This window comes from Arthrobacter sp. PGP41 (genome assembly GCF_002953935.1).
In the GTDB taxonomy this organism is placed as follows: domain Bacteria; phylum Actinomycetota; class Actinomycetes; order Actinomycetales; family Micrococcaceae; genus Arthrobacter.
The window spans coordinates 899,146-921,517 of record NZ_CP026514.1; the positions used below are offsets into that span (position 1 = coordinate 899,146).

The following is a 22,372-nucleotide window of genomic DNA, read 5'->3' on the forward strand; positions in this document are numbered from 1 at the left end:
GATGCTTCCCGGTTGGCAAGGACAGTACGTCTTCAGCCTTCGAAAGGAACTGCACATGCTGTTTTCCCCTCTCACCCTCGGCGAACTTGAACTCCCCAACCGGCTGGTCATGGCGCCTTTGACGCGGCTCCGCGCAGGTGAGGAAGGCGTCCCCGGCCCGCTCGTCGTCGAGCATTACCGCCAGCGCGCGTCCCTTGGCCTCATCGTCAGCGAAGGAACGTTCCCCGCACCGGCCGGCCGCTCCTACGCCGGCCAGCCGGGCATCGTCACCGAAGAACAGGTTGCCGGCTGGAAGAAGGTCACCGACGCCGTCCACGCCGAAGGCGGCCGCATGTTCGCCCAGATCATGCACGGCGGCCGCGTCTCGCACCCGGACATCACCGGCGGCCTTGCGCTGGTGGCTCCCAGCGCCGTCGCCATCGAAGGCGAAGTCCGCACCCCGCTTGGCAAGCAGCCCTACCCGGTGCCGCATGCGCTCACCACGGATGAGCTGCCCATGGTGATCCAGGAGTTCGTGAACGCGTCGCTCAACGCCATCGAGGCCGGGTTCGACGGCGTCGAACTGCACTCAGCCAACGGCTACCTGCTGCACGAATTCCTGGCGCCCAACTCCAACGTTCGCGACGACAGCTACGGCGGCTCGCCCGAGAACCGTGCCCGGTTCGTCATCGAAACCGTCAACGCCGTGGTGGCCGCCGTTGGCGCCAACCGCGTTGGCATCCGCATCTCCCCGGAGCACAACGTGCAGGGCATTGCCGAAACTGATGCCGCGGACGTCCGTGCCACGTACGAGGTGCTCGTGGACAGCATCGCCCCGCTCAACCTTGCATACCTGAGCATCCTGCACCACGAGCCGTCAGGGGAACTGGTGCAGGATCTCCGTGCCCGCTTTGGCGGGGCCTTCCTGGTGAACACCGGATTCGGCGTGATCACCACCCGTGATGAGGCCACGTCCCTGGTGGCAGACGGCCTCGCTGACGCCGTGGTGGTGGGCCGTCCCGCCATCGCCAACCCGGACCTTGCCCGCCGCTGGAAGGAAAGCCTCCCGCTGAACGAGCCGGACCCGTCCACGTTCTACGCCGACGGCGCCCGGGGATACACGGACTACCCGGCCTACCAGAACTAGGACGGGATTAACGACGACGGCGGCACCCGGCATTGGGTGCCGCCGTCGCTGGCTGCGCGGTGTGCTGTCCCGGCAGCTGGCGCCGAGGGCCATCCGACGGCCTCCGGCTCAGACTGTTAACTTGGCCCGCCGGGTCCTCAGGGATGCCGGCGGTGATCAGATGCTACTCCAGCGAATGGACTTTTGCTAGGCCTGGTTTTCGGCAAGCGCATGCCGCTAAAGCACAGCCTCCCGGCCGGTCCCTTCCCTCATCACCAGCCGGCCGTCCTCGATTGAAACCAGCACGCTTTTCGGCTTGCCGCTGACCTTTGTGATCGCCTTCAACCCCCGGTTGGTCACCTCAACGCCCACCTGTGCGCCCTTCGCCGGCAGCTCCACGGACACCTCGTTGGCAATGCCCAAAATCGGATTGGTGGACACACCGAGGTCCCGTCTTGCCTGTTTGCCGTTCACCGTCACAGTGATGTTGGCCTCCTCGAACCCCTCCTGAAAGACGATAAGCAGTTCCCGCATGGTGGCCTCTTCCTCGAGCATTGGGCGTCTGTGACGGCATCTCCACTACAGCACTTTGCGGGCGGGAGCGGAATACCTTAGCCGGCCCGTGCGAGCAGACGGCCGCCGCGCCGGGCAGTGGAGCGGGGCAAGCCCGTAAGGCAAGATGTTCTGGTGACTCAACTGCCGCAGGCCCCCTCCGCTCCGTCCCCGTCCACGAAACCGGACGATGCCATCTACTCGCAGATAGCCGCAGAGCTGGGTGTCAAGGCCTGGCAGGTGAAGGCCGCTGTTGAACTGCTCGACGGCGGATCCACCGTGCCGTTCATCGCCCGGTACCGCAAAGAGGCCACGGGGACGCTGGACGATACCCAGCTCCGCGAGCTCGACGAACGGCTCCGCTACCTCCGCGAACTAGCAGACCGCCGTCGTTCGGTGCTCGATGCGATCGAAGCGCAGGGGCAGCTGACTCCTGAACTGGCGAAGGCCATCCTTGCCGCGGACACGAAGTCCCGGCTTGAAGACATCTACCTGCCGTTCAAGTCCAAGCGGCGGACGAAGGCACAGATTGCGCGGGAGGCGGGCCTGGAGCCCCTGGCGGATGCCCTGCTCAAGCGGCCTGACCTGGACCCGGAACGCGAGGCCGCCAAGTACCTCAACGCCGAGCACGCCATCACCGACCCCGCTGCGGCGCTCGCCGGGGCGCGCGCCATCCTGGTTGAGAGGGTGGCGCAGGACCCTGACCTCGCGGCCACCTTGCGCGAGCGGCTGTGGACGCAAGGCCGCATGGTGTCCCGCGTGAAGAAGGGGAAGGAAACCGACGGCCAGAAATTCGCCGACTACTTCGAGTTCGCCCAGGCGCCCGCCGGGATGCCTTCCCACCGCGTCCTCGCATTGCTCCGCGGCGAGAAGGACGGCGTCCTTGAGCTGGACCTCGCCGAGGCGGATCCAACGGACGACGACGGCCTTGCCGCCGCGCGCTCGCGGTACGAGGCCGCGGTGGCCAGGTGCCTCGGGGTCGCCGACCGTGGCCGTCCCGCCGACCAGTGGCTGGTCCAGACCGCGCAGGTGGCATGGCGGTCACGTCTGCTGTCCCGTCTGACGGCGGATCTCCGCGGCAAACTGTTCGCTGCCGCCGAGGACGAGGCCGTCCGGGTCTTCGCCGCCAACCTGCGCGACGTACTGCTGGCCGCGCCCGCAGGGAACCGGGCCACCCTCGGCCTGGACCCGGGGCTCCGCACCGGCGTCAAAGTGGCTGTGGTGGACGGCACCGGCAAGGTGGTGGCCACGGACACCGTCTACCCGCATGCTCCCGCCCGGAAGTGGGACGAAGCATTGGCAACCCTGGTGCGGCTGGCGCGCCAGCACGCCGTCGAACTCATCGCCATTGGCAACGGCACGGCGTCGCGGGAGACTGACAAACTCGCGGCCGAGCTGATCAAGCGGCTGCCGGAAGTGGACCGGAAGCCGCAGAAGCTGGTGGTGTCCGAAGCCGGCGCGTCCGTCTATTCGGCGTCGGCCCTGGCAGCTGCCGAACTGCCGGGGATGGACGTGTCCCTTCGCGGTGCGGTCTCCATTGCCCGCCGTCTCCAGGACCCGCTCGCAGAGCTGGTAAAGATCGATCCGAAATCCATCGGTGTGGGCCAGTACCAGCACGACGTGACAGCCTCGAAACTGGACCGTAGCCTGGACGCCGTGGTGGAGGACTGCGTGAACGCCGTGGGCGTGGACGTCAACACTGCCTCGCCCGCGCTGCTCAGCCGCGTGGCCGGCGTCGGGCCCTTGCTGAGCGAGAACATCGTGGCTTACCGGAACGAACACGGGCCCTTCGCCAAGCGCACGGACCTGAAAAAGGTGCCGCGGCTCGGCGCCAAGGCGTTCGAGCAGTGCGCCGGCTTCCTCCGGATCACCGGGGGAGCGGAGCCGCTGGACGCATCCAGTGTGCATCCGGAGTCCTATGCCGTGGCGCGGAAGATCCTGGCTGCGGCCGGTTCCACGCCGGCCTCCTCCCTGGACCCGCGGGACTTCGTGGACGATGCGTTGGGCCTGCCCACGGTGCAGGACATCCTGTCCGAGCTGGACAAGCCGGGCCGGGACCCGCGTCCGGCGTTTGCGGCAGCCACCTTTTCCGAGGGAATCGAGAAGATCTCCGACCTCAAGCCCGGGATGGTGCTGGAAGGAACGGTGACCAACGTCGCTGCGTTCGGCGCATTCGTGGATGTGGGCGTCCACCAGGATGGTTTGGTCCACGTCTCGGCGATGGCGAACCGTTTTGTTTCCGATCCGCGGGAAGTGGTTAAGTCCGGCCAGGTGGTCCGGGTGAAGGTGCTGGAAGCGGATCCTGACCGGAAACGGATTTCGCTGACCTTGAGGCTCGACGACGAACCCTCCGTTGGCGGGCCGGGCTCAGGACGCGCCGGCAACAGTTCACGACCCCGGGAACGCGGCAGGGAGAAGGGCGGCACTCCGGCACGGAACATGCCGTCGCCAGCCCGTTCATCCGCGGCGCCGGCTGCCGCCAGGAAGGAAGCCCCTGTCAACACGGCCATGGCTGAGGCGCTGCGGAAGGCCGGCCTGGACAAGTAGCCGTTTCCTGCACCTTCAGGCGAGCGAGAGTATGAACGCCAGGACAAATCCTGCGGCAGTACTGAGGGCCACCGCGGGGCCGCCGTGTTCGTAGGCTTCCGGCATCAGGGTGTCCGCCAGGGATGCGATCACCGCGCCGGCAGCAAATGCCAGCGGTATTGATATTGCCTCGGGATCGGTACCGGACAGGGGGCCGGCTCCGATAACGACGGCGATGACCAGCAGAACGGCACATGACACCCACAGCCCGATGATGCTGCCTGCAGACCGGCCCTGGCTCCGCATCGAAGCTGAACCTACCAGGGCTTCAGGGAAGTTCGATACAAAGATGGCGGCCAGCAGCGCCAGGCCGCCCGTTCCTTCTCCCAAAGAGATTCCGAGGGCAAGGTTTTCCGGGACGCCGTCCAAGGTGACGGCCGCCAGCAATGCCAGGCCTGCCGCTCCGCCCGTCGAGGCAGAGGTTGGGCGTTTGTCGCTCGCCGCAGCGTCGGTATCCAGTTTGGCGCTGCCCTGGAACTCGTCCGCCGCCTTGGCCTGCTTCTGGTCTCCGGCCTGTGCCCACCGGTCCAGCAAAGCGCTCAGAACCGTGAAGACGACGGCACCCAGCATCAAACCAATGGCTGCGCGGAGGATGCCGCCGCGTTCGTAGGCGTCCTGGAACAGTTCGAAAGCCAGGGCAGTGATGAGCGATCCGGCCGCGAAGGCCAGGAGCATGGCAAGGAGCCGTTTGGGAAGTTCGAACCGTACGCCGATGAACGCACCCAGGACGAGAGCGCTGGATGCTATGACGCCAAACCACAGCGACATCATCATCCGGCAAGTATAGGAGCGGTCCGTTGACGTGGGAAGACACGTGTGGAATGGCTCCGGCCCCGGCCGACTTTCGGCGGCAGGTGGTTTCTGCAAAGGTTGCTTCATGACTTATTTCCTGGAGTACACGATTCCCGCCGCGCCCGACGAAGCCGAGTTTGAGTTTCCCCATGATGAGATCAACCCCGGGACCACTATTCCGTTGTCGGAGACCGATGCTGAAGTGGTCCACACCCCGGAACTGCCGGCCAGGACCGGCATCATCGCTGCCACCGTTCCCGAAGCGAAGCTTGAGGCTGAGCAGTTGATCCTGCACAGCCGGGCCTCTGAAGGTTCCCTCTACTTTGACCCGTCCAGTTCCCTTCAGGCCGGAGTTGGGACGCTCGTGGCCACGTTCAGCGAGGGCCGGGGCTGGCAGGACGCCTAGGCAACCGCAGGGTGGCGGGGGCTCCCCATCAGCCTCGGCCGTCCGAACTGGGTCCGCACGCCAGGCGAAAACAGGACCGATTCAGGCGGCCCGCTCACCCCGATACCCGCTGAGGCAATCAGTTCATCCTGCACATGGTGCAGACTGGCGCGGCGCAGAGGCCATGGTTCATGGGTGTTGGGAATGTAGATGCTCCGCCTGCGGAATGCACCGTGCATGCCGAACCTCGCCGTCAGAAAGATGGATAACGGGTCGTCGACTGCGGCACCGGACCGGGGTTCGACGGCGAAGCTGCTCCGTGCCCCTTGCCTGAAGCGCCTGACCGAAAATCCGAATGCTTCATTGCCCGGCGGCCTCATCTGGGAATAGCGGATCCGCGACCACACATAGGGAATTCCCGCTGCCCGGGCCGCCACAACCACGGGCAGCCGGTCCGCGTCCAAGCTCAGGAAAACCACGCCCCGGGTTCCGTCGGGTTCCCGCGAGTAGAGGCGCACGTTGACCTCATTGAAGCTGCCCAGGTACGGGATCCCGGGGCCGCGTCCGATTCCGGCGTTCTCCATGCGGAAACCGATAAGCCCCACCCATGAACTGCCGTCGAAGAGGTCCGGTTGCACTCCAGGGGGCATAAAACGGGCTGCGACGTTTTCCGGGATGCGCCAATGAAGGAATATGGCGTCGGCCCACTGCTGGTCCATGATGCGGGGCGGTGGCAGCTCAGGCGGGGCGGGCCAGAGACCTGCGGCTGTTGGGTGGGTGTCCACGTGCGAAGCCTACCGGAGGCGGCCGGCCGTCACGCGGCGCTTAGCCTGCGGGGGCGCCCGCGGGGTCGCCGGACTCCCGGGACTCCTTCTGCCACGGCCAGCGCCCGGTGATTTCCAGCTCCAGCGAGAAACTGAGGAACGTCCGGATCAGCACGATGACGGCGAGAACGCCGACACTTTCGAAGGTTGGGGTGACGGCGACGGTGCGGATGATGTCTGCGGCCACCAGCAGCTCAAGTCCCAGGAGGATGGACCTGCCCAGCAGCTGACGGTAGGAGCGGTACAACGTCAGCTTTTCGGCGCCGGCGGGCAGTTTGCGGGGCTGGTGGCCGCGAAGCGCGAGCGGGATGGAGATGAGGGCCCCGATCACCATCACGGCCACCCCCGCAAAATCGACGAACTCGCCGACCGTTTCAATGATGTGCCGAAAATCCATGGGTTACGCCTTCCTATATGCCCGAGGCCCAAGCTGCCAGCCTAAACGCTGGCTCCGCTGTGCGGCCGCAACCTATGGGTGGCGTACCCCATTGCCGGCGAGGATGTCCCGGTAGCCCTCCCGGAACGAGGGGAACGCGAATTGGAACCCCGTGCTGCGCAGCAGTTCGTTGCGGCAGCGCTTGTTGCCGCCCCGTGCGAGCCCGGCATCACCCACGGGTGGCTCCTCAAGCCCCAGCTCCGCGGCGAGGAAGCGCAGCACCGTCCCAAGATCGGCGGGGTCGTTGTCCACGCCGACATAAACGGGGGCCGGTTCTGGAGGCATGGTGGCCAGGTGCACGATGGCGGCAGCGGCGTCGTCGCGATGGATGCGGTTGGTGTACCTGGCATCTTCCGGGACGACGGCGGTGCCGCCGCGGACTTGGTCGATCAGGCGGGTGCGGCCAGGTCCGTAGATGCCGCCCAGCCGGAGGGACGTCGCAGTGGTTGCCGTTCCGCTGAATGTTGCCTGCAGCAGCTGCTCCGCTTCCAGCAGGACGCGGCCGGAAAACCCGCCCGGGCGGGGAGGCGTATTTTCATCCACCCAGCCGCCCCCGGCATCGCCGTAAACCGCCGTGGAGGAAACGAAGAGCACCCGCCGGGGCCTGACGCCGTCGCGTTCCAAGGCATCAAGCACATGGGTGAGACCGTCCATGTAGGCGGCCCGGTAGGCCTCCTCCGTCGGCGAGTCGGCAGCTACCGCTATGACGACGGCGGTGGTGTCCGCCGGGACTGGCGGCAGGTTGGGCGCGCTCAGGTCCGCGGCTGCACCTTCGATGGCCGCCGGCAGTTTGGCAGGGGAACGGCGCCAGCCGACGACCCGGTGGCCAAGGGCGTGGAAACGCATCCCGGCCTCAGTCCCCAAGTCACCGCAGCCGGCTAAAAGGATGGTCATGCCTTACGGCGCCTCAACCGGGAAGAAGACTCGCGGGTCCTGGAGAAGGGCCGGGTAGGCAAAAGCGGAGCGGTCAATGATTTCAGTAACAGTGAAGTTCCTGCCGAACCTGCCGTCCTCCAGCGTGATGGGCCGGCCCATCACCTGTCCCACCGCGAACTTCGCGCCGTGCTCGAACGGAACGGCCACCGGGGTTTTGCCCGGCAGCGTCGAGAACGCTTCCTCCTGTGCGAGGCGTTTGCGGGTTGGCTTCTTGACCAGCTGCCTGGGCGGCGCCTTCCGGGGCTGCCGGGAAGGACGGCGGGATCCGTCGTCGAGGAAGACAGGTGAGTAGTCATCGTCGCCAAGAACGGCCGCCGCTGCGGCCGCGGAGCTCCGGCTCACCGGCGGAAGCGCCACCGTGTTCAGCGTCTGGGGGTCGACGTCGTGGTGCGGTGAACGGAGGATCCACAGAATGTCGCCCTCGGGCTCCTGCGGCAGGAACTCATGCTTGGGCTCCGGCCAGATGTAGTCCATCTCGGGGATTGCATCGGTGAACACTGAGCTGTAGAACTTCGGTTCCTTGCGCACCAGCTTGGAGCGGTGGCTGAGGTGGAAATCAGCATCCCCAAGCCACGGCGGCATCGGAATCTTCGCCGCATAGTCCGGGTGCGCGGCCTGCGGTGCGAACTCGGTGATGTTCGCCCGGGTGTTGTCGGGGTGGCCGCGCTTGGTCCACTCGTCCACCATTGCCAGGCCGTACAGGGTGAGGGCCGGCACGTAGCCCATCCACATGCGGATGGCCGGGTGGGTCTGCCAGCCGTAGCCCGGAAGCACCAGGGATCGAAGCGTCTGCAGCGCCTCGACGCGCTGCTTGCCCAGCCTGGCGGTGTCCAGGGCGGCGGCGCTCTGCCGGAAATCGGGGTACGGAAGGAAGGTTTGCATCTCTTCAGTCTGACGGCACCTGGCGGATGTGCCAATTGCAGTGCCACGGGCCACATGGGGATGTCCTGGATGTTCACATCGTGGACGCATGCATACGCCAGTGGCCTCCAGGCACTAAGATCACCGCAACCACCCCAGCGTTTTGGAAGCTCACTCATGACATCAACAGTTGAAAAAACCACCGGAACCGCCCCGGCCTTCGTGCCCCGCTACGGGCAAATGCTAAGCCCGGAAGCAAAGGGCATCCTGGTCCTTGACGAGTTCACCATCGATCCTGCCGCGGCGCGCAAGGAACAGCACCGCTTCCGCGACGGCATGGCTGCAGTCGCCCGGACAATGCGCCGGATCGCCGCCCTCCGCGTAGTGATCGCCATTGTAGCCATCGGGAACCTGCCGCTGTTCCTGCTCTCCAGCGGCTGGTGGATCTACGCCGTGTCGCTCACCCTCGTGGTGGCCGTACACGCGGCTGTTTCATGGCTCAACCGCCATGAGCCGCGGCTCAAGCAGCGCTCCGCCCTGGAGCTGCACATGCACCGCGAGCGCAGCGCCAACTACCGCAAGGTGCGCGACGCCGTGAAATACATGATCGACACCCCTGCGCGGATGAACGAGCACCTCTACCTGGAACTGCTCGCCGCAAAGCGCGTCGCCCTCAACCTTGCCCACGGCACCGTCGCCCTGCTGGACACCAGCGACGACTCCGCCTGGAAGGTGCGCATCGTGCGGGAGCTGCCGGCAGCAAGCTGACCCGCCAGGCGGTGCCTGTAGGGATTAAAGAACGACGCCGGCACGTCCCTTGTGGGGGCGTGCCGGCGTCGTTTTTGGTCAACGGAATTTGTCTATCGCCGACCTGTCGGTGGTGCCGCTGGGGCTGGCGCCCCGCCGTGGCTGGCCCCGGCTGTGACAAGCCGCAGGGCCTGTGCAGCCACTACGCGGGGAGCTGGATGACCTGACCCTCGAAAACAAGGTTGGGATCAGAAATGGTGTCCGTGTTGGCGTCGGCCAGGTGCTGCCAGCCGCCCTCCACGCCAAGCTTCTGGGCCACGATGCTCAGGGTGTCACCGGCCTGCAGCGTGTAGGTCTCGCCGCTGAGGGCCACTGTTGTGGCATGCTTTGCCGCCGGCGCCTGGGCAACGGGTGCGCTTTGGACCGGAGCGGTTTGCGCGGCCTGGACCGGAGCGCTCTGGACCGGCGCTGCCTGGACGGCTCCGGTGGCGCCGCCGCTCAGGCCCAGCTGCGCGGCGCAGGACGGCCAGGCGCCCCAGCCCTGTGAGGCCTGGACCTGCTCGGCTACGGCGATCTGCTGCTCCCGGCTGGCGTCCGCGGCTGAGCCGGTGCCTCCGTAGGCAGCCCAGGTGGTGGGGCTGAACTGCAGTCCGCCGGAGTAGCCGTTCCCGGTGTTGGTGGCCCAGTTGCCGCCGCTCTCACACTGTGCCAGCGCGTCCCAGGTGGACGTGCTGGTGGTGGCGTTGGCCGCCGTGGCTGAGATCGCCAGGCCTGCCACGGAGATGGCGGCTACAGTGGCTCCGCGGCGCGCGGCAGTACGGAATTTGGTGTTTTTCATGATGGTGATGCTCCTGAAGGCCACCTGCGCTGGTTCCGTCCCCGGAGATCATCGCGCCACTGCCCGCCCCTGACGAATAGAGGTCAATTTCGGTGGCTGCCTGCTGGGCAGTTGTGGTGGAGGCAGCACCGGGCATTCCTTCGCCCGCGAGCAGCGGGCATGCGTTTCACGCTAGGACATCACCCGGGCGTTATCAAATCGAGATTTTCCTGGGTGTTGGCTGGTGGTTGCCTGGCCGAGCGCAGCGGCCAGATAGGAAGCGGTGCGGCTGCGGGTGGAATTTGCGACGGCGGCGGGCGTCCCGGCTGCCATGATCTGCCCGCCCTTGTCCCCTCCTGACGGCCCAAGGTCAATGACCCAGTCTGCCCCCGCCACCACTGCCATGTCGTGCTCGACCACCACCACCGAGTTGCCGGCGTCCACCAGGCCGTGGAGCTGGGCCATCAGGAGCTGCACATCGGCCGGATGCAGCCCGGTGGTCGGTTCATCGAGGAGGTAGAGGCTGTGGCCGCGCTGCGCCCGTTGCAGCTCGGTGGCGAGCTTGATGCGCTGCGCCTCGCCGCCGGAGAGTTCGGTGGCGGGCTGCCCCAGCCGCAAATAGCCGAGACCCACGTCCCGCAGGCTCTTGAGGCTCCTCGCGGCAGCAGGGATGCCGGCCAGGAATTCGGAGGCGACATCCACCGTCATGGCCAGAACCTCGGCGATATTCAGGCCCCGGTACCGCACCTCAAGTGTTGCGGGGTTGTAGCGGGATCCCTCGCACTCCGGGCAGGGGCCGTAGCTGCCGGGTAGGAAGAGTAGTTCGACGGCCACAAACCCTTCGCCCTGGCAGGTTTCGCAGCGCCCGCCAGCCACGTTGAAAGAGAACCTGCCGGCGCCGAAACCGCGCGCCTTGGCCTGCCCGGTGGCCGCGAATTCCTTGCGGACGGCGTCGAAAAGTCCGGTGTAGGTGGCCAGGTTGGAACGCGGGGTCCTGCCGATGGGCTTCTGGTCCACGGTCACGAGCCGGTCGATGCGGTGGTTGCCCCGAACGTTTCCCAGCTCCAGGGTCTCCGCGGGGTCCTCCTGCTCCACCGGGCTCTTGAGCGCAGAGGCGACCACCTCGCCCAGGACTTTGCCCACAAGAGTGGATTTACCGGAGCCTGAAACACCGGTGACGGCTGTCAGCACGCCCAAGGGGAACTCTGCATCCAGTCCGCGCAGGTTGTGCAGGCTGATGTCCGTCAGTTCCAGCCACTCCTGCGGCTCCCTGGCCCCGCCGGAACTGGAACAGCCGTGCGGGACAGAGCCGCCGTCGTCGAACAGGAACGGCCTGGTGACTGACGCCTCGATCCCGGCGAGGCCGTCGACAGGTCCGCTGTAGAGCACTTCGCCGCCGCCTTCGCCGGCGCGCGGGCCCACGTCCACCAGCCAGTCGGCCCTGCGGACCACGTCCATGTTGTGTTCCACCACGAATACCGAGTTGCCGGACGCTTTCAGCTGCTCCAGCACTTCCAGCAGCGGCTCGGCGTCTGCCGGATGAAGGCCGGCGGAGGGTTCATCCAGCACGTAGATCACACCGAACAGGCCCGACCTCAGCTGCGTGGCGATCCTGAGCCGCTGCATCTCGCCGGGCGAAAGGGTGGGGGTGGCCCGGCCGAGCGCCAGGTAGCCCAGCCCGAGGTCCAGCAGGACCGTGATGCGCTGCAGCAGGTCCCGGGTGATGGCCACCGCCACCTCGTTGGACTCCCCGGAAAGCTGCCTGCGGGACGCCGTGCCGGCGTCGTCCAATGCAGCGGTGGGACGGACAACCTCGGCGAGCTCCGCCATCGGAAGCCTGTTGAGTTCCGCGATGGTCCTGCCCGCAAACGTGACGGCCAGGGCCTCCGGCACCAGCCCCGTCCCGGAACAGCGGAGGCACGGCCCGGACTCCATGTAGGCAAGCACGCGTTCACGCATCGAGGCGCTCTGCGAATCAGCCAGCGTATGGAGCACATAGCTCCGGGCGCTCCAGAACCGTCCCTTGTACGGTTTGGCCACCCGGTCACGCTGCGGAGTCACCTCCACCACCGGCTGCTCCTCCGTGAAAAGGATCCAGTCGCGGTGTTTCCTGGGCAGCTTGCGCCAGGGGACGTCGACGTCGTAGCCCAGGTGGGTGAGGATGTCCCGCAGGTTCTTCCCCTGCCAGGCGCCGGGCCACGCCGCGATGGCGCCGTCCCGGATGCTGAGTGACGGGTCCGGGACCAGCGAGGACTCTGTCACCGTGTGCGCGGTGCCCAGGCCGTGGCATTCCCGGCAGGCGCCGGCGGCGGTGTTGGGGGAGAAGGTGTCCGAGTCCAGCTGGGTGGAGCCTGCCGGGTAGGTGCCGGCCCGGGAGAAAAGCATGCGCAGGGAGTTGGAGAGCGTGGTGACTGTTCCCACGGTGGACCGGCTGCTGGGTGCGCCGCGGCGCTGCTGAAGCGCGACGGCGGGAGGCAGTCCGCTGATCAGCTCCACCTTCGGATTGTGCCCCTGCTGGATGAGGCGGCGCGCGTACGGAGCCACGGACTCGAAGTAGCGCCGCTGCGCCTCGGCGTAGATGGTGCCGAACGCCAGCGAGGACTTGCCCGAGCCTGAGACGCCGGTGAACGCCACGATCGCGTCGCGCGGGACATCCACATCCACGTTGCGGAGATTGTTTTCGCGGGCTCCGCGGACGCGGACAAAACCGTCGGCGGAAGGTGAAGGAGCGGGGTACTGCAGGTCATCAGCGTGCTTAGCGTTCTGCATTGGTTCGACTCTAGTGGCGATTCGGGCCCCGGGCATTATCCTGACCCGATGGATAACTTTGCGGACGGCACTGCCGTGCCTGATACAGAACCGGACGAAGCTGGGCTTGACGTGCCGGCCAGGCTCCTCCCGGTGGCGGAGCTGCACCTTCACATCGAGGGAACCCTCCAGCCCGAGCTGATCTTCGCACTCGCAGAGAGAAACGGCATCACCCTGCCGTACGCAGGCCTGGACGAGCTCCGGGAAAGGTACGAGTTCACGGACCTGCAGTCCTTCCTTGACCTGTACTACGCCAACATGGCTGTGCTGCAGACAGAGCAGGATTTCGCGGACATGACCCGGACCTACCTGGAGCGCGCAGCTGCAGCCGGGGTGCGGCACGCCGAGATCATGATGGACCCGCAGGCCCACCTCACACGCGGGATTTCCCTGCAGACCTGCGTCAACGGTGTGGCGTCCGTACTGGCAACGTCGCAGGAGGACTTTGGGATTTCAACCCTGCTGATCGCTGCGTTCCTGCGTGATCTTTCCGAGGAGTCGGCACTGGAAGTGCTGGACAGCTTGCTGGCCATGGACGCACCCATTTCCGCCGTCGGCCTGGATTCCGCCGAGGTGGGCAATCCGCCGTCGAAATTCGAGCGGCTCTATGACAAGGCACGCGAAGCAGGCCTGCGGCTGACGGCGCACGCCGGCGAGGAGGGGCCGCCGTCGTACATCATCGAAGCCCTGGACATCCTGGGCGTGGAACGCATTGACCACGGCATCCGCTGCATGGAGGATCCGGACCTGGTGGAACGCCTGGTGGATGCGCGGATTCCGCTCACCGTCTGCCCGCTGTCCAACGTCAGGCTCAGGGCCGTGGACACCCTTGCCGACCATCCGCTGCCCGCAATGCTCGCGGCGGGGCTGAACGTGTCCGTCAACTCGGACGACCCTGCGTACTTTGGCGGCTATGTGGACGACAACTTCGCCCAGCTGGGGGCGGTGTTTGAGCTCTCCGATTTCGACAAGGCCCGGCTGGCCGCGAACTCGATCCATTCGTCCTTCGCTTCCGAGGAACGGAAGGCGGAACTGCTGGAGGAACTCAACGGCGGCGAAGTGGCGGGCGCTTAACGTGTCCCAGGCAACAGCCGCTGATTAATCCCGCTAATATGGGTGCCGCAGGCGTGTCTGGGGAAGTGCAATGTCGCACCCATGTCAGCGCTCAAGGGTTGTGCAGTCAGCCCGTTTCCCGAGACCTCAGCCTCATTTTGTGGGGACGTCCGCTTAATAGTCGGTCACGACACGCAGTGTTAACCATTTCAAGTCGCGCGAATTAACCGGCAGTTGGCAAGATGCCTAAGACCGATCGCATTTATAAAGGGGAATCATGGCCAAGTCCACCGCAGAAAACACCTTCCTTCGCCTCAAGACCGTGCTGGATGTCCTGACCGAAGGCGTGTGGTCCGGCGATGCACTGAACGCGGGGCAGGTCCTCGCGGAGGCTACGGCACGCGTGCCGTTCAACGAGCACGAAGCTGAACTGCTCAGCGGCGGAATTCCCCGCGGGCACAAGACGCTCACCTCAGCCACCGCAAAGCTGGTCAAGGCCGGCTGGCTGGTCAAGGGCCGGTCCGGCTGGACCATCACTGACGAAGGCATGCGCGCCACGGTTGCCTTCCCGGACGCAGTGTCCTTTGCCACCGCGCTCGACGCCGGCGCTCCAGTGCCTGCCGAGGTCCAGGTTCCCACTGCTCCCGAGGGCTTCGTGCGCAGGACCACCGCGGTTCCCGAAACGGCAGCGCCGGCAGCCGTGGCCGCCGACGCCAAGAAGGCTCCTGCAAAGAAGACCCCGGCAAAGAAGGCCGCCGCCGCCGTGGGCAAGGCAGCCAAGGTGATCGAGGACGCCGTCGAGCCCGTTGTCAAAGCCGTGCGCACGCGCAAGGCGCCGGCCAAGGCCACTGAAACCGCCGTACCCGTGGCAGCGGAGCCGTTCGAGGACGCGGACGTTGAGACGCACCCGCAGCCCGAAGCCGTGGCTGTAGCGGGCGACTTCAACACGATCCTGGGCGCCCCGGAGAACTGGGCACCGCAGTACGACGAAGCCCAGATGGAGTTCGACTTCCTGGACCAGCTCTGGAAGAAGAACGCCGACCTGCCCGCCGGTTTCTACACCTTCAAGATCGCCCTCAACCGGTCCTGGGAAGAGAACTACGGCGCGTTCGGCGCGTTCGACGGCCCCAACCACGAACTGCACCACGCCGGCGGCCCGGTCACCATCCGCTACAACCACAGCACCCGCGACATCACCATCAACTAAGTGTCCGTCCGCCTGCCCAACTAGGTAGCGCCAAGTGTCGTTTTGGACGCTCAAAACGACACTTACTGCTACCTAGTTGGGAGGGGACGGCACTGACGGAGGGGAGGCACCTTGGCCAGGCACGCAGGTCCGTCATCCGAGGTGCCCGATCCTTCTGACGGCGCCCCGCCATCCGAGGGAGCCGCGTCATCCGACGCGGGTGCGGTGCGGCTGACTGCCCGGGTTTTCGGCGTGGTTCAGGGTGTTGGCTTCCGCTACTGGACCAGGGGCCAAGCCGAAGAGCTCGGCCTCATCGGCGAGGTGAAGAACCTCGCCGATGGCTCGGTGGGCCTGGTCGCCGAAGGACCCCAGGGGAAAATCAACGAACTCCGCACCTGGCTGAATTCCGGGCGCACCCCCGGGCGTGTGGAGCGCGTGGAGGACTCCATCTCCGCGGCCGAGGGTGGCTTCCGCGGGTTCAGGGCGCGCTGAGCTTTACGGCTCCTGACCCGCTTGGCTCAATCCCGCGGGCTGAGCCCAATGAAGGCACCCAGCTCCTCCAGCGCTGCGGGCTTGTGCGGCGCGTAGCTGGTGAGCTCGGGGGAGCGGATGATCACGGCCCGCCATTGCCCGCGTGACACGGCCACATTGATCCGGTTCCTGTTGAGCAGGAACTCAGCTCCCCGCGGTGCCTCGGCCACGGCGGAGCATGCCATGGATACGATCACAACGGGTGCTTCCTGGCCCTGGAACTTGTCCACGGTTCCCACCCGGACATCCGGCAGCCCGGCTTCCTCCAGGGCTTTCCGGACCAGGTGGACCTGGGCGTTGTAGGCGGCCACCACCAGCAGGTCCTGCTGGTCGAGGGGCCGCGGCTCGCTCTCCGCCCCCGGTTTCCATTTCAGGCCAAGGTGCCGCCGCGCCTGACGGACCACCTCCGCAGCCTCTTCCCTGGACGCTGTGGTGTTGCCGGTGTGCTCCACGAACACAGTTTCGACGCCGGGCGGCAGCTCCTCGAGTTTCCGCTGCGAGGCTGCCGGGGCGGACTTCAGCTTTCCTTCGTAGCTGAGCCCGGAAACTGCGCGGCACAGTTCCGGGTGCATCCGCCAGCTGTCGGCCAGGAAGTAGCCAAGGCTGGCAGGCAGGGTGGCGTGGCCTGCGGCCAGCCACCCCAGTGCGGACTCATCCACGGGCTCGGGGTGCGCGCCCTGGGTGACTTGTGGCAGCTGCTGCGGATCGCCGAGCAGGAGCAGCCGCTTGGCGGCCCGGGAAACAGCGAGGGTGTTGGCCAGCGAGAACTGCCCGGCTTCATCGATCACCAGCAGGTCCAGGGAGCCGGCCGGGACCTCCTTGCCGGTCATGGTCCAGGCCGTTCCGCCCACAAGGCAGCCGCCGGAGGATGCGAGCAGTCGGGCGACGTCGCCCTCGCCCCTGGACTTCCAAGGAACGTCGTGCGGGGCCGCCAGCTTCTTGGTAACCGCCGCCGGATCAACGCCGCCGGCGGCAATGGCGCGGCAGAGCAGGTTCTCCACCACGTTGTGCGACTGGCCCACTACGCCGATTTTCCAGCCCTCATTCACCAGCCGGCCGATGACGTGGGCGCCGACGTACGTCTTTCCAGTGCCCGGCGGGCCCTGCACGGCGAGGTAGGAGCGCTGAAGGTCCAGGAGTGACGCCGTGATCGCCGCAGCGTAGTCCGCGGCGCCATCGGTGCCATGGGGCACGACCACCGGTCCGTCCAGGCTTCTGAACCGCGGCGGCTGCTTGCGCAGGATGTCCAGCCCGGGTTGGGCGGGCAGCGATGGCACGGACGCGCCAACGGCGGCGGCGGCGATCTCCGCGATCGCAGCTTCGATGCTCGCGGTGGCCAGCGGCTGGTCCTCGGTAAGGGCCACGGGCAGGTGCGGGTAGGCGGCAACCTTCCCCGACTCGCGCTCCGCGATGGTGATGATGGTGTGCTCCGGGTTGTCAGGGGCCGGAGCCAGCTCGCTGATCCTGGTCCCGAAGGAGTAGGCGCGTGCACCGGGAGCAGCGTCCGGCGCGGCCATGCCCTCCGGGGGCGGTGCATCGTAGAGCCGGCACCAGGTGGAGTCTGCCCGGAAGTCCGACCCCTCGGTCATGGTGCCGCTGAGCCGGAGCACCCGGGTCCGCATACGCTCCCGGGGTTTGGCCAGCGCCCAGTCGGAGACGACCTCGGCCGAGGACACCACGAACACGTTCCGTTGGTCCGCCCAGGTCTCGAGCGGTGCTTCCACGCGGTCGAAGTGCTGCCACCAGAACTGCTTGCGCTCGCGGCGGTGGTAGCCGGTGGCGGCGGCCACCATCGCGATGGCGCGTTCGTCATCTGTCCAGGAGCGGTTGTCCGGGAGGTCTGCCAGGTACTCGCACAGCCGGGCCTCCGCTGGACTTTCCCCGGGGGCAGCCCGCTGTTCCGGCGCTTGCTGGCGCTCGGCTGGACCCCGGCGGTCCGGGGATGCTGCGGGCGCGGTGGCCTGCGCCCCCACCTCCCGCAGCCAATCCCTGAGCCGGAGCGTGGACAGGCAGTCGTACTGGTTGTAGTCCGAGATGGACGCGAGGACCTTGTCCGCTTCCGCCATATTCCCGGCATCGCGGGCCGCGCAGTACGCGGCGTAGGCCACCACGGAGGCACCGGCGTCCTTCACGTCCCCCGAGCGCAGGTTGCTGCCCATATAGAGCGGTTCGAGTTTCTTGATGGAGTAGGAGGGCTCGGAAATGCGCAGCGAATGCCGGACGGTGGCGTAAAGATCAACCAGCAGCCCTTCCCGGAGCCACTTGTCCACCGTCTCCTCCCCGGCCTGGTGCGCCAGCGAGAGGTTGCGGAGCGCCGTTTTTTCGTACGCCGCGTAGTGGTAGACGTGCATGTCCGGATACCGTGCCCGGCGTTCCTCTACGTAGGCAAGGAAATCCAGGAAGGCGCGGCGCTCCCCGGACCTGGAGTGCGCCCAGAACGGACGGAACACCGGGTCCCCGTGATGGTCTGGAGCCGGCGCCTCGACCACTCCGAACAGGTACTCGATGCCCCAGGCTCCGGTGGCGGGATCCTGCCAGAGGGGGTCACCCTCGAAATCGAAGAAGATGTCCCCGGGGCTGGGCGGCGGGAGCGACCCGATGGTGCTTCCGGGCAGGACAGTGAACGCGACCGTATGGGGCTGGCCGTCCTTGATGAACGTCCGGGAGCCGGCGGCGGCGTCCAGCCCCAGCTGCATCCGCGCCTGCGACCGGAGCCGGGCCACGGAATTCCGGGCGTCCCCGGCAGGCATTGCCGCGAGTTCGTCGATGGTGGTGATGCGGGCGGCGTGCAGTTTCTTTCGCTGCACCACAGACATTCCTGCCACCATCAGCAGGTCCCGGTGCAGCTGCACCTGCTCGGCGCAGTAATCGCACCGGCCGCAGTGGGCGATTCCCGGCTGCTGCCACTGCACCGTGGCGTCAGCCTCCCTGTGGTGCGTAACCAGTTCGCGGAAACGGCGCCGCCGTTCACGGAAAACAGGCAGCAGGTCCGGCAGGGAGTGGCTGCTGCGGAGCCAGTCTTCACCTATGCGCGTGCCCAGCACCAGCGTGACCACCGGTGAGGGCTCAATGCCCATCCCCAGCAGTTGGTCCCCGTAGGCGGCGAGCTGGAGCAGGGCGCCCGCCTTGGCGTGCCGGGCGAGTTTCGTGTCCCAGACCTCGTAGCGGCCGGGGTCTCCGGTGCCCGCGGCTTCGTTGACCAGGAAGTCTGCGTAACCCAGGAACTCCCCGTCAAAGAACGTGGCCTGGAACACCACGTCCGCCCCGGACCGCAGGGCGAGCTCTGTTTCCGCATGCTTGGCCTTCAGTTCCCCGCGCACGTTCTGGCCACGGTCAAGGCAGTACACGCCCGCACCCCGGCTGGAATCCCATTCGCCGTACTTGGCAACCAGGCTGGCAAGGACGGTTTGCTCATGCCGGTCGCCCAGTTCGCCGGCGCGGACCTGCATCTCGTCTGCGGGGAAGACGGCCTTGGGGGAGCGGCCCAGCTTCTCGTCCAGGACCCGGAGCATGCGGTACTCGCACTCGCTGGCAGCCACAAGGTCGCTGGCGGAAAACACCAGGTCCGGCGGCGCGCCAGCGGCAGCAGCTTCAAGCAGGAACACGGGGCCTCCCCATCGACAGCCGGGCTATCATCGGCGGGCCGGAGGAGAAGTCCCGTGGCCCAGAATCAAAGCTAGCAAGAGGCACCGACAAACAGCCGGGCCCCGAAACTGGGTAGCGCCAAGTGTCGTTTTGAGCCCCCAAAACGACACTTGGCGCTACCTAGTTGGGTGGGCGGGTCAGCCCTCCGCGGCCGCCCGCACCTGGGCTTTGTCATGCTCGGCATGGGCGGAACGCAGCAGGTCCATGAACTCGGGCTCGTTCCGGATGAGGCGCTTGTACTTCTCCGGGAGCTTGCGGATCTGGTCCTCCTCGCGGCACATTGCGGCGAAGATCTTGTCCCGCTCGTTCATGTCCGTCTCGTAGTTGAGGTCCAGGTATTCAACGGCATGCCGCCGCGCACCGGAAACGGCGTTCTTGGCCTTGCCCTTGGGGCTGAAGATGGATGCCAGCACGGTGACCACCAGGACACCCAGGATCACGCTCAGGGACACCTCCGTGCTGACCTCCACCACATTCACGTGCTGGCCGTCGTTGATGAACGGCAGGGTGTTCTCATGCAGGGCATGCAGGATGAGCTTCACGCCGATGAACCCCAGGATGACGGCCAGGCCGTAGGAAAGGAAGATCAGGCGGTCCAGCAGGCCGTCGATCAGGAAGAACAGCTGCCGCAGGCCCATCAGGGAGAACGCCGTGGCCGTGAACACGATGAACACGTTCTGGGTCAGGCCGAAAATTGCCGGGATGGAGTCCAGCGCAAACAGGATGTCCGTGCCGCCGATCGCCACCATCACCAGGAGCATCGGGGTGAGGACCCGCTTGCCGTCCTGCACGGTGAAGAGCTTGTCGCCGTCGTAGTGTTCCGACGCCGGCAGGAACTTCTTGGCCAGCCGGACCACCAGGCCTTCGGAGTCGTCGTCGTGGCTGTCCGGCCTGAGGAGGTTGCCGGCGGTGATGAGCAGGATCAGCCCGAAGATGTAGAACACCCACGCGAAGCTGTTGATCAGGGCCGCGCCGAGGAAAATGAATGCCGTGCGGGCGATGAGCGAAAAGACGATGCCGAAGAGCAGCACCTTCTGCTGGTCCGCGCGGGGCACCCGGAAGCTGGCCATGATGATGAGGAACACGAAGAGGTTGTCCACGGACAGCGCCTTCTCCGTGATGTACCCGGCAAAGTATTCGGTGCCCATGGTGGGTCCGCCGAGCAGCAGCACGCCGAGCCCGAAAAGCAGCGCGATTCCCACGTACAGGGCTGACCAGATGGCCGATTCCCTAAGCGAGGGAGTGTGTGCCTTGCGGACATGAAAGAAGAAGTCGAAGACCAGCAGGCCCACGATCCCAATGACGGTCAGGGTCCAGACATAAGAAGGTACTTCCACGTGGCGGGCCTTTCGTTCGGGTCTCTTCCCAGCCTACCTACCTATGCTGGCTTCAGAAGTTCGTGTTCCACTACAGCGGTCCGCGAGAGGGTCTTGTAGCCTTCCTGTTCAAACAGGACGGTCATCACGTCATCCTCGTGCCGCATCACCAGCCCCGGACCCCACTCCTTATGGACCACGGCGGACTGGAGCGGGAACCGTTCCTCCGCCTGATCGCCGAAAGCCCTGCCGCCGTCGTCCGCTGAATGAAGGGCCGGCTCCTTGGCCGCAGCATCGGCGCACGCGTCGCAGTTGCCGCACGGTTCCGGCAGGTGCTCGCCAAAGTAGGCCAGCAGGAACTGCCGCCGGCAGCTGTCCGTCTCGGCGTAGCCGCGCATCATGGTGAGCCGGGACTGGTCCACGCGCTGCCGGGCTTCGGCGAGTTCGACGGCGCCACCCACCAGGGCGGGCAGCTTCTCCGTGGAGACGAGCCGGACGCCGCGCCTGCCGGACGTGACAGCGCCGGTTTCCTCCAGCTGGTTCACCAGCGAGGTGATGCGGCGGGCCGATAAACCCGTGAGTTCGGCAAGGGAAGACCTGGGGGCAGGCGCGCCCGCTGACTTGAGGACCTTCAACAGGGCCAGGAGCGCCTCGGGATCGGGGGAGTGAGTTGCGAAGAACTTCCGCAGGCCCAGATCCTCTGAGCGGTAGTGCAGCACGGCCGCAGCCGGCTCACCGTCACGCCCGGCCCGGCCAATTTCCTGATAGTAGGAATCCAGCGACTCGGGAATGTCCGCGTGGACCACGAAGCGCACATTGGGTTTGTCGATTCCCATGCCGAAGGCGGTGGTGGCCACCACCATGTCCAGCTGGTCGTCCAGGAACTGTTCGTGAATGCGCTCGCGTTCCGCCGCGGAACGCCCGGCGTGGTACGCCTCCGCGCGCAGCCCCTCCTTGCCCAGCCTGGCGGCGTACTTTTCGGTATCTTTGCGGGTGGCGGCGTAGAGGAGGCCCTGCCCCTCCCGGGCCATCGCCGCCACCTGTTCCACCACGGCCTGGCGCTTGCCCTTGTCCTCATGGTGCCGGACGACGTCCAGGCCGATGTTGGGCCGGTCGAAGCCGTGCACCAGGACCAGCGGGTCCTTCATGCGCAGCCGCTCCTCGATCTCGTCCCGGACCGGGGACGAGGCGGTGGCGGTGAGTGCTGCAACGGGAGGATTGCCCAGCCGTTCGCGGACGCTGCCCAGTCCGAGGTAGTCGGGGCGGAAATCGTGGCCCCAGGAGGAGACGCAGTGGGCCTCGTCCACCACGAACAGCGAGATGTCCAGGGCGGCGATGCGGTCCACCGTCTTCTGCTTGGCCAATTGCTCCGGGGCGAGGAACAGGAACGCGGCCTTGCCGGTTTCCACCGCCTGCCACGCGGCCTCCACCTCCGAATCGCTGCGGGACGAATTGACGGCGACGGCGGCGCCCGCCCCCAGGTCCCCGGCCAGCGCGTCGAGCTGGTCCTCCTGCAGGGCGATGAGCGGGGAGACCACGACGGCGGGCCGCCGGGTTTTGTTGTGGAGGAACAGGGCAGCGACCTGGTAGATCGCAGACTTTCCGTAGCCGGTGGGCATTACCGCAAGGACGTCACGGCCGGCGGCCAGCGCGGCCATGCCTGCCAGCTGGCCGTCCCGCAGGTGGGACAGGGAAAAGGAGGACGCCGCGAGGGCGGAGAGGGCAAGATCGTCTGACATAAAAGGCGCTCCGCAGAGTGGTTTCCGCAGCCGCTTGCTTCAGCCGAGGTGAC

18 protein-coding genes are annotated in these 22,372 nt (G+C 66.6%); 7 read left to right on the forward strand and 11 right to left on the reverse strand.

All coding sequences use genetic code 11. The features are described from left to right. Positions 1-55: 55 nt before the first annotated feature. A complete protein-coding gene (locus C3B78_RS04185; protein ID WP_104996945.1) occupies positions 56-1,126 on the forward strand; it encodes an alkene reductase in 1,071 nt (356 codons plus the stop codon). A 216-nt stretch (positions 1,127-1,342) separates the two neighbouring features. On the opposite strand, the gene C3B78_RS04190 is transcribed toward C3B78_RS04185, so the two are convergent. Further along, on the reverse strand, positions 1,343-1,660 hold the full coding sequence (locus C3B78_RS04190) for a hypothetical protein (RefSeq protein ID WP_104996946.1): 318 nt from the start codon (positions 1,658-1,660) through the stop codon (positions 1,343-1,345). A gap of 132 nt (positions 1,661-1,792) precedes the next feature. Here C3B78_RS04190 and C3B78_RS04195 point away from each other — a divergent pair, with 132 nt between their 5' ends. Beyond that, complete coding sequence (locus tag C3B78_RS04195) at positions 1,793-4,204, forward strand: Tex family protein (RefSeq protein WP_104996947.1); 2,412 nt, start codon at positions 1,793-1,795, stop codon at positions 4,202-4,204. 15 nt (positions 4,205-4,219) lie between these two features. On the opposite strand, the gene C3B78_RS04200 is transcribed toward C3B78_RS04195, so the two are convergent. Further along, complete coding sequence (locus tag C3B78_RS04200) at positions 4,220-5,017, reverse strand: ZIP family metal transporter (protein WP_104996948.1); 798 nt, start codon at positions 5,015-5,017, stop codon at positions 4,220-4,222. 103 nt (positions 5,018-5,120) lie between these two features. On the opposite strand from C3B78_RS04200, the gene C3B78_RS04205 reads away from it, so the two are divergent. Further along, a complete protein-coding gene (locus tag C3B78_RS04205) occupies positions 5,121-5,441 on the forward strand; it encodes a hypothetical protein (protein ID WP_104996949.1) in 321 nt (106 codons plus the stop codon). Here C3B78_RS04205 and C3B78_RS04210 read toward each other — a convergent pair. The 4 genes from C3B78_RS04210 to C3B78_RS04225 all read right to left on the reverse strand — a co-directional run bounded on the left by C3B78_RS04210 (position 5,438) and on the right by C3B78_RS04225 (position 8,498). Further along, a complete protein-coding gene (locus tag C3B78_RS04210) occupies positions 5,438-6,139 on the reverse strand; it encodes a YqjF family protein (RefSeq protein WP_104999631.1) in 702 nt (233 codons plus the stop codon). The genes C3B78_RS04205 and C3B78_RS04210 overlap by 4 nt on opposite strands. Positions 6,140-6,245: 106 nt before the next feature. Beyond that, a complete protein-coding gene (locus tag C3B78_RS04215) occupies positions 6,246-6,641 on the reverse strand; it encodes a DUF1622 domain-containing protein (protein WP_104996950.1) in 396 nt (131 codons plus the stop codon). Positions 6,642-6,713: 72 nt separating this feature from the next. Next, a complete protein-coding gene (locus tag C3B78_RS04220; RefSeq protein WP_104996951.1) occupies positions 6,714-7,574 on the reverse strand; it encodes an SDR family oxidoreductase in 861 nt (286 codons plus the stop codon). A 3-nt stretch (positions 7,575-7,577) separates the two neighbouring features. Next, positions 7,578-8,498, reverse strand: coding sequence for an MSMEG_6728 family protein (locus C3B78_RS04225; RefSeq protein ID WP_104996952.1), 921 nt, complete (start codon positions 8,496-8,498; stop codon positions 7,578-7,580). Between the two features lie 156 nt (positions 8,499-8,654). Here C3B78_RS04225 and C3B78_RS04230 point away from each other — a divergent pair, with 156 nt between their 5' ends. Next, on the forward strand, positions 8,655-9,245 hold the full coding sequence (locus tag C3B78_RS04230; RefSeq protein ID WP_104996953.1) for a hypothetical protein: 591 nt from the start codon (positions 8,655-8,657) through the stop codon (positions 9,243-9,245). Positions 9,246-9,426: 181 nt separating this feature from the next. On the opposite strand, the gene C3B78_RS04235 is transcribed toward C3B78_RS04230, so the two are convergent. Next, complete coding sequence (locus C3B78_RS04235; RefSeq protein WP_104999632.1) at positions 9,427-10,062, reverse strand: LysM peptidoglycan-binding domain-containing protein; 636 nt, start codon at positions 10,060-10,062, stop codon at positions 9,427-9,429. A gap of 171 nt (positions 10,063-10,233) precedes the next feature. Beyond that, a complete protein-coding gene (locus C3B78_RS04240) occupies positions 10,234-12,810 on the reverse strand; it encodes an excinuclease ABC subunit UvrA (RefSeq protein WP_104996954.1) in 2,577 nt (858 codons plus the stop codon). 48 nt (positions 12,811-12,858) lie between these two features. Here C3B78_RS04240 and C3B78_RS04245 point away from each other — a divergent pair, with 48 nt between their 5' ends. From C3B78_RS04245 to C3B78_RS04255, 3 genes are all read left to right on the forward strand, one after another. Further along, a complete protein-coding gene (locus tag C3B78_RS04245; RefSeq protein ID WP_199775331.1) occupies positions 12,859-13,923 on the forward strand; it encodes an adenosine deaminase in 1,065 nt (354 codons plus the stop codon). Positions 13,924-14,179: 256 nt separating this feature from the next. Then, positions 14,180-15,109, forward strand: a complete 930-nt coding sequence (locus C3B78_RS04250) for a pullulanase X25 domain-containing protein (protein WP_104996955.1) — start codon at positions 14,180-14,182, stop codon at positions 15,107-15,109. Between the two features lie 111 nt (positions 15,110-15,220). Beyond that, positions 15,221-15,580: an acylphosphatase gene (locus C3B78_RS04255; protein WP_104996956.1), complete on the forward strand. Its 360-nt coding sequence runs from the start codon at positions 15,221-15,223 to the stop codon at positions 15,578-15,580. Positions 15,581-15,606: 26 nt separating this feature from the next. Here the strand turns inward: C3B78_RS04255 and C3B78_RS04260 are convergent, their stop codons facing one another. The 3 genes from C3B78_RS04260 to C3B78_RS04270 form a co-directional block, all read right to left on the reverse strand. Further along, entirely contained in the window at positions 15,607-19,224 is a 3,618-nt protein-coding gene (locus tag C3B78_RS04260) for a TM0106 family RecB-like putative nuclease (RefSeq protein WP_104996957.1), read from the reverse strand. A 177-nt stretch (positions 19,225-19,401) separates the two neighbouring features. After that, positions 19,402-20,601 (reverse strand): TerC family protein, encoded by a 1,200-nt coding sequence (locus tag C3B78_RS04265; protein WP_104996958.1) that lies wholly within the window; start codon positions 20,599-20,601, stop codon positions 19,402-19,404. A 41-nt stretch (positions 20,602-20,642) separates the two neighbouring features. Continuing rightward, positions 20,643-22,319: a RecQ family ATP-dependent DNA helicase gene (locus C3B78_RS04270; RefSeq protein ID WP_104996959.1), complete on the reverse strand. Its 1,677-nt coding sequence runs from the start codon at positions 22,317-22,319 to the stop codon at positions 20,643-20,645. Positions 22,320-22,372: the final 53 nt, after the last annotated feature.

Coding starts and splice junctions, on each gene's coding strand:
- C3B78_RS04270 (WP_104996959.1), bottom strand. CDS start 22,319: ATGTCAGACGATCTTGCCCTCTCCGCCCTCGCGGCGTCCTCCTTTTCC.
- C3B78_RS04235 (WP_104999632.1), bottom strand. CDS start 10,062: ATGAAAAACACCAAATTCCGTACTGCCGCGCGCCGCGGAGCCACTGTA.
- C3B78_RS04210 (WP_104999631.1), bottom strand. CDS start 6,139: ATGGACCAGCAGTGGGCCGACGCCATATTCCTTCATTGGCGCATCCCG.
- C3B78_RS04215 (WP_104996950.1), bottom strand. CDS start 6,641: ATGGATTTTCGGCACATCATTGAAACGGTCGGCGAGTTCGTCGATTTT.
- C3B78_RS04230 (WP_104996953.1), top strand. CDS start 8,655: ATGACATCAACAGTTGAAAAAACCACCGGAACCGCCCCGGCCTTCGTG.
- C3B78_RS04250 (WP_104996955.1), top strand. CDS start 14,180: ATGGCCAAGTCCACCGCAGAAAACACCTTCCTTCGCCTCAAGACCGTG.
- C3B78_RS04185 (WP_104996945.1), top strand. CDS start 56: ATGCTGTTTTCCCCTCTCACCCTCGGCGAACTTGAACTCCCCAACCGG.
- C3B78_RS04200 (WP_104996948.1), bottom strand. CDS start 5,017: ATGATGATGTCGCTGTGGTTTGGCGTCATAGCATCCAGCGCTCTCGTC.
- C3B78_RS04240 (WP_104996954.1), bottom strand. CDS start 12,810: ATGCAGAACGCTAAGCACGCTGATGACCTGCAGTACCCCGCTCCTTCA.
- C3B78_RS04245 (WP_199775331.1), top strand. CDS start 12,859: ATGGATAACTTTGCGGACGGCACTGCCGTGCCTGATACAGAACCGGAC.
- C3B78_RS04225 (WP_104996952.1), bottom strand. CDS start 8,498: ATGCAAACCTTCCTTCCGTACCCCGATTTCCGGCAGAGCGCCGCCGCC.
- C3B78_RS04205 (WP_104996949.1), top strand. CDS start 5,121: ATGACTTATTTCCTGGAGTACACGATTCCCGCCGCGCCCGACGAAGCC.
- C3B78_RS04220 (WP_104996951.1), bottom strand. CDS start 7,574: ATGACCATCCTTTTAGCCGGCTGCGGTGACTTGGGGACTGAGGCCGGG.
- C3B78_RS04190 (WP_104996946.1), bottom strand. CDS start 1,660: ATGCTCGAGGAAGAGGCCACCATGCGGGAACTGCTTATCGTCTTTCAG.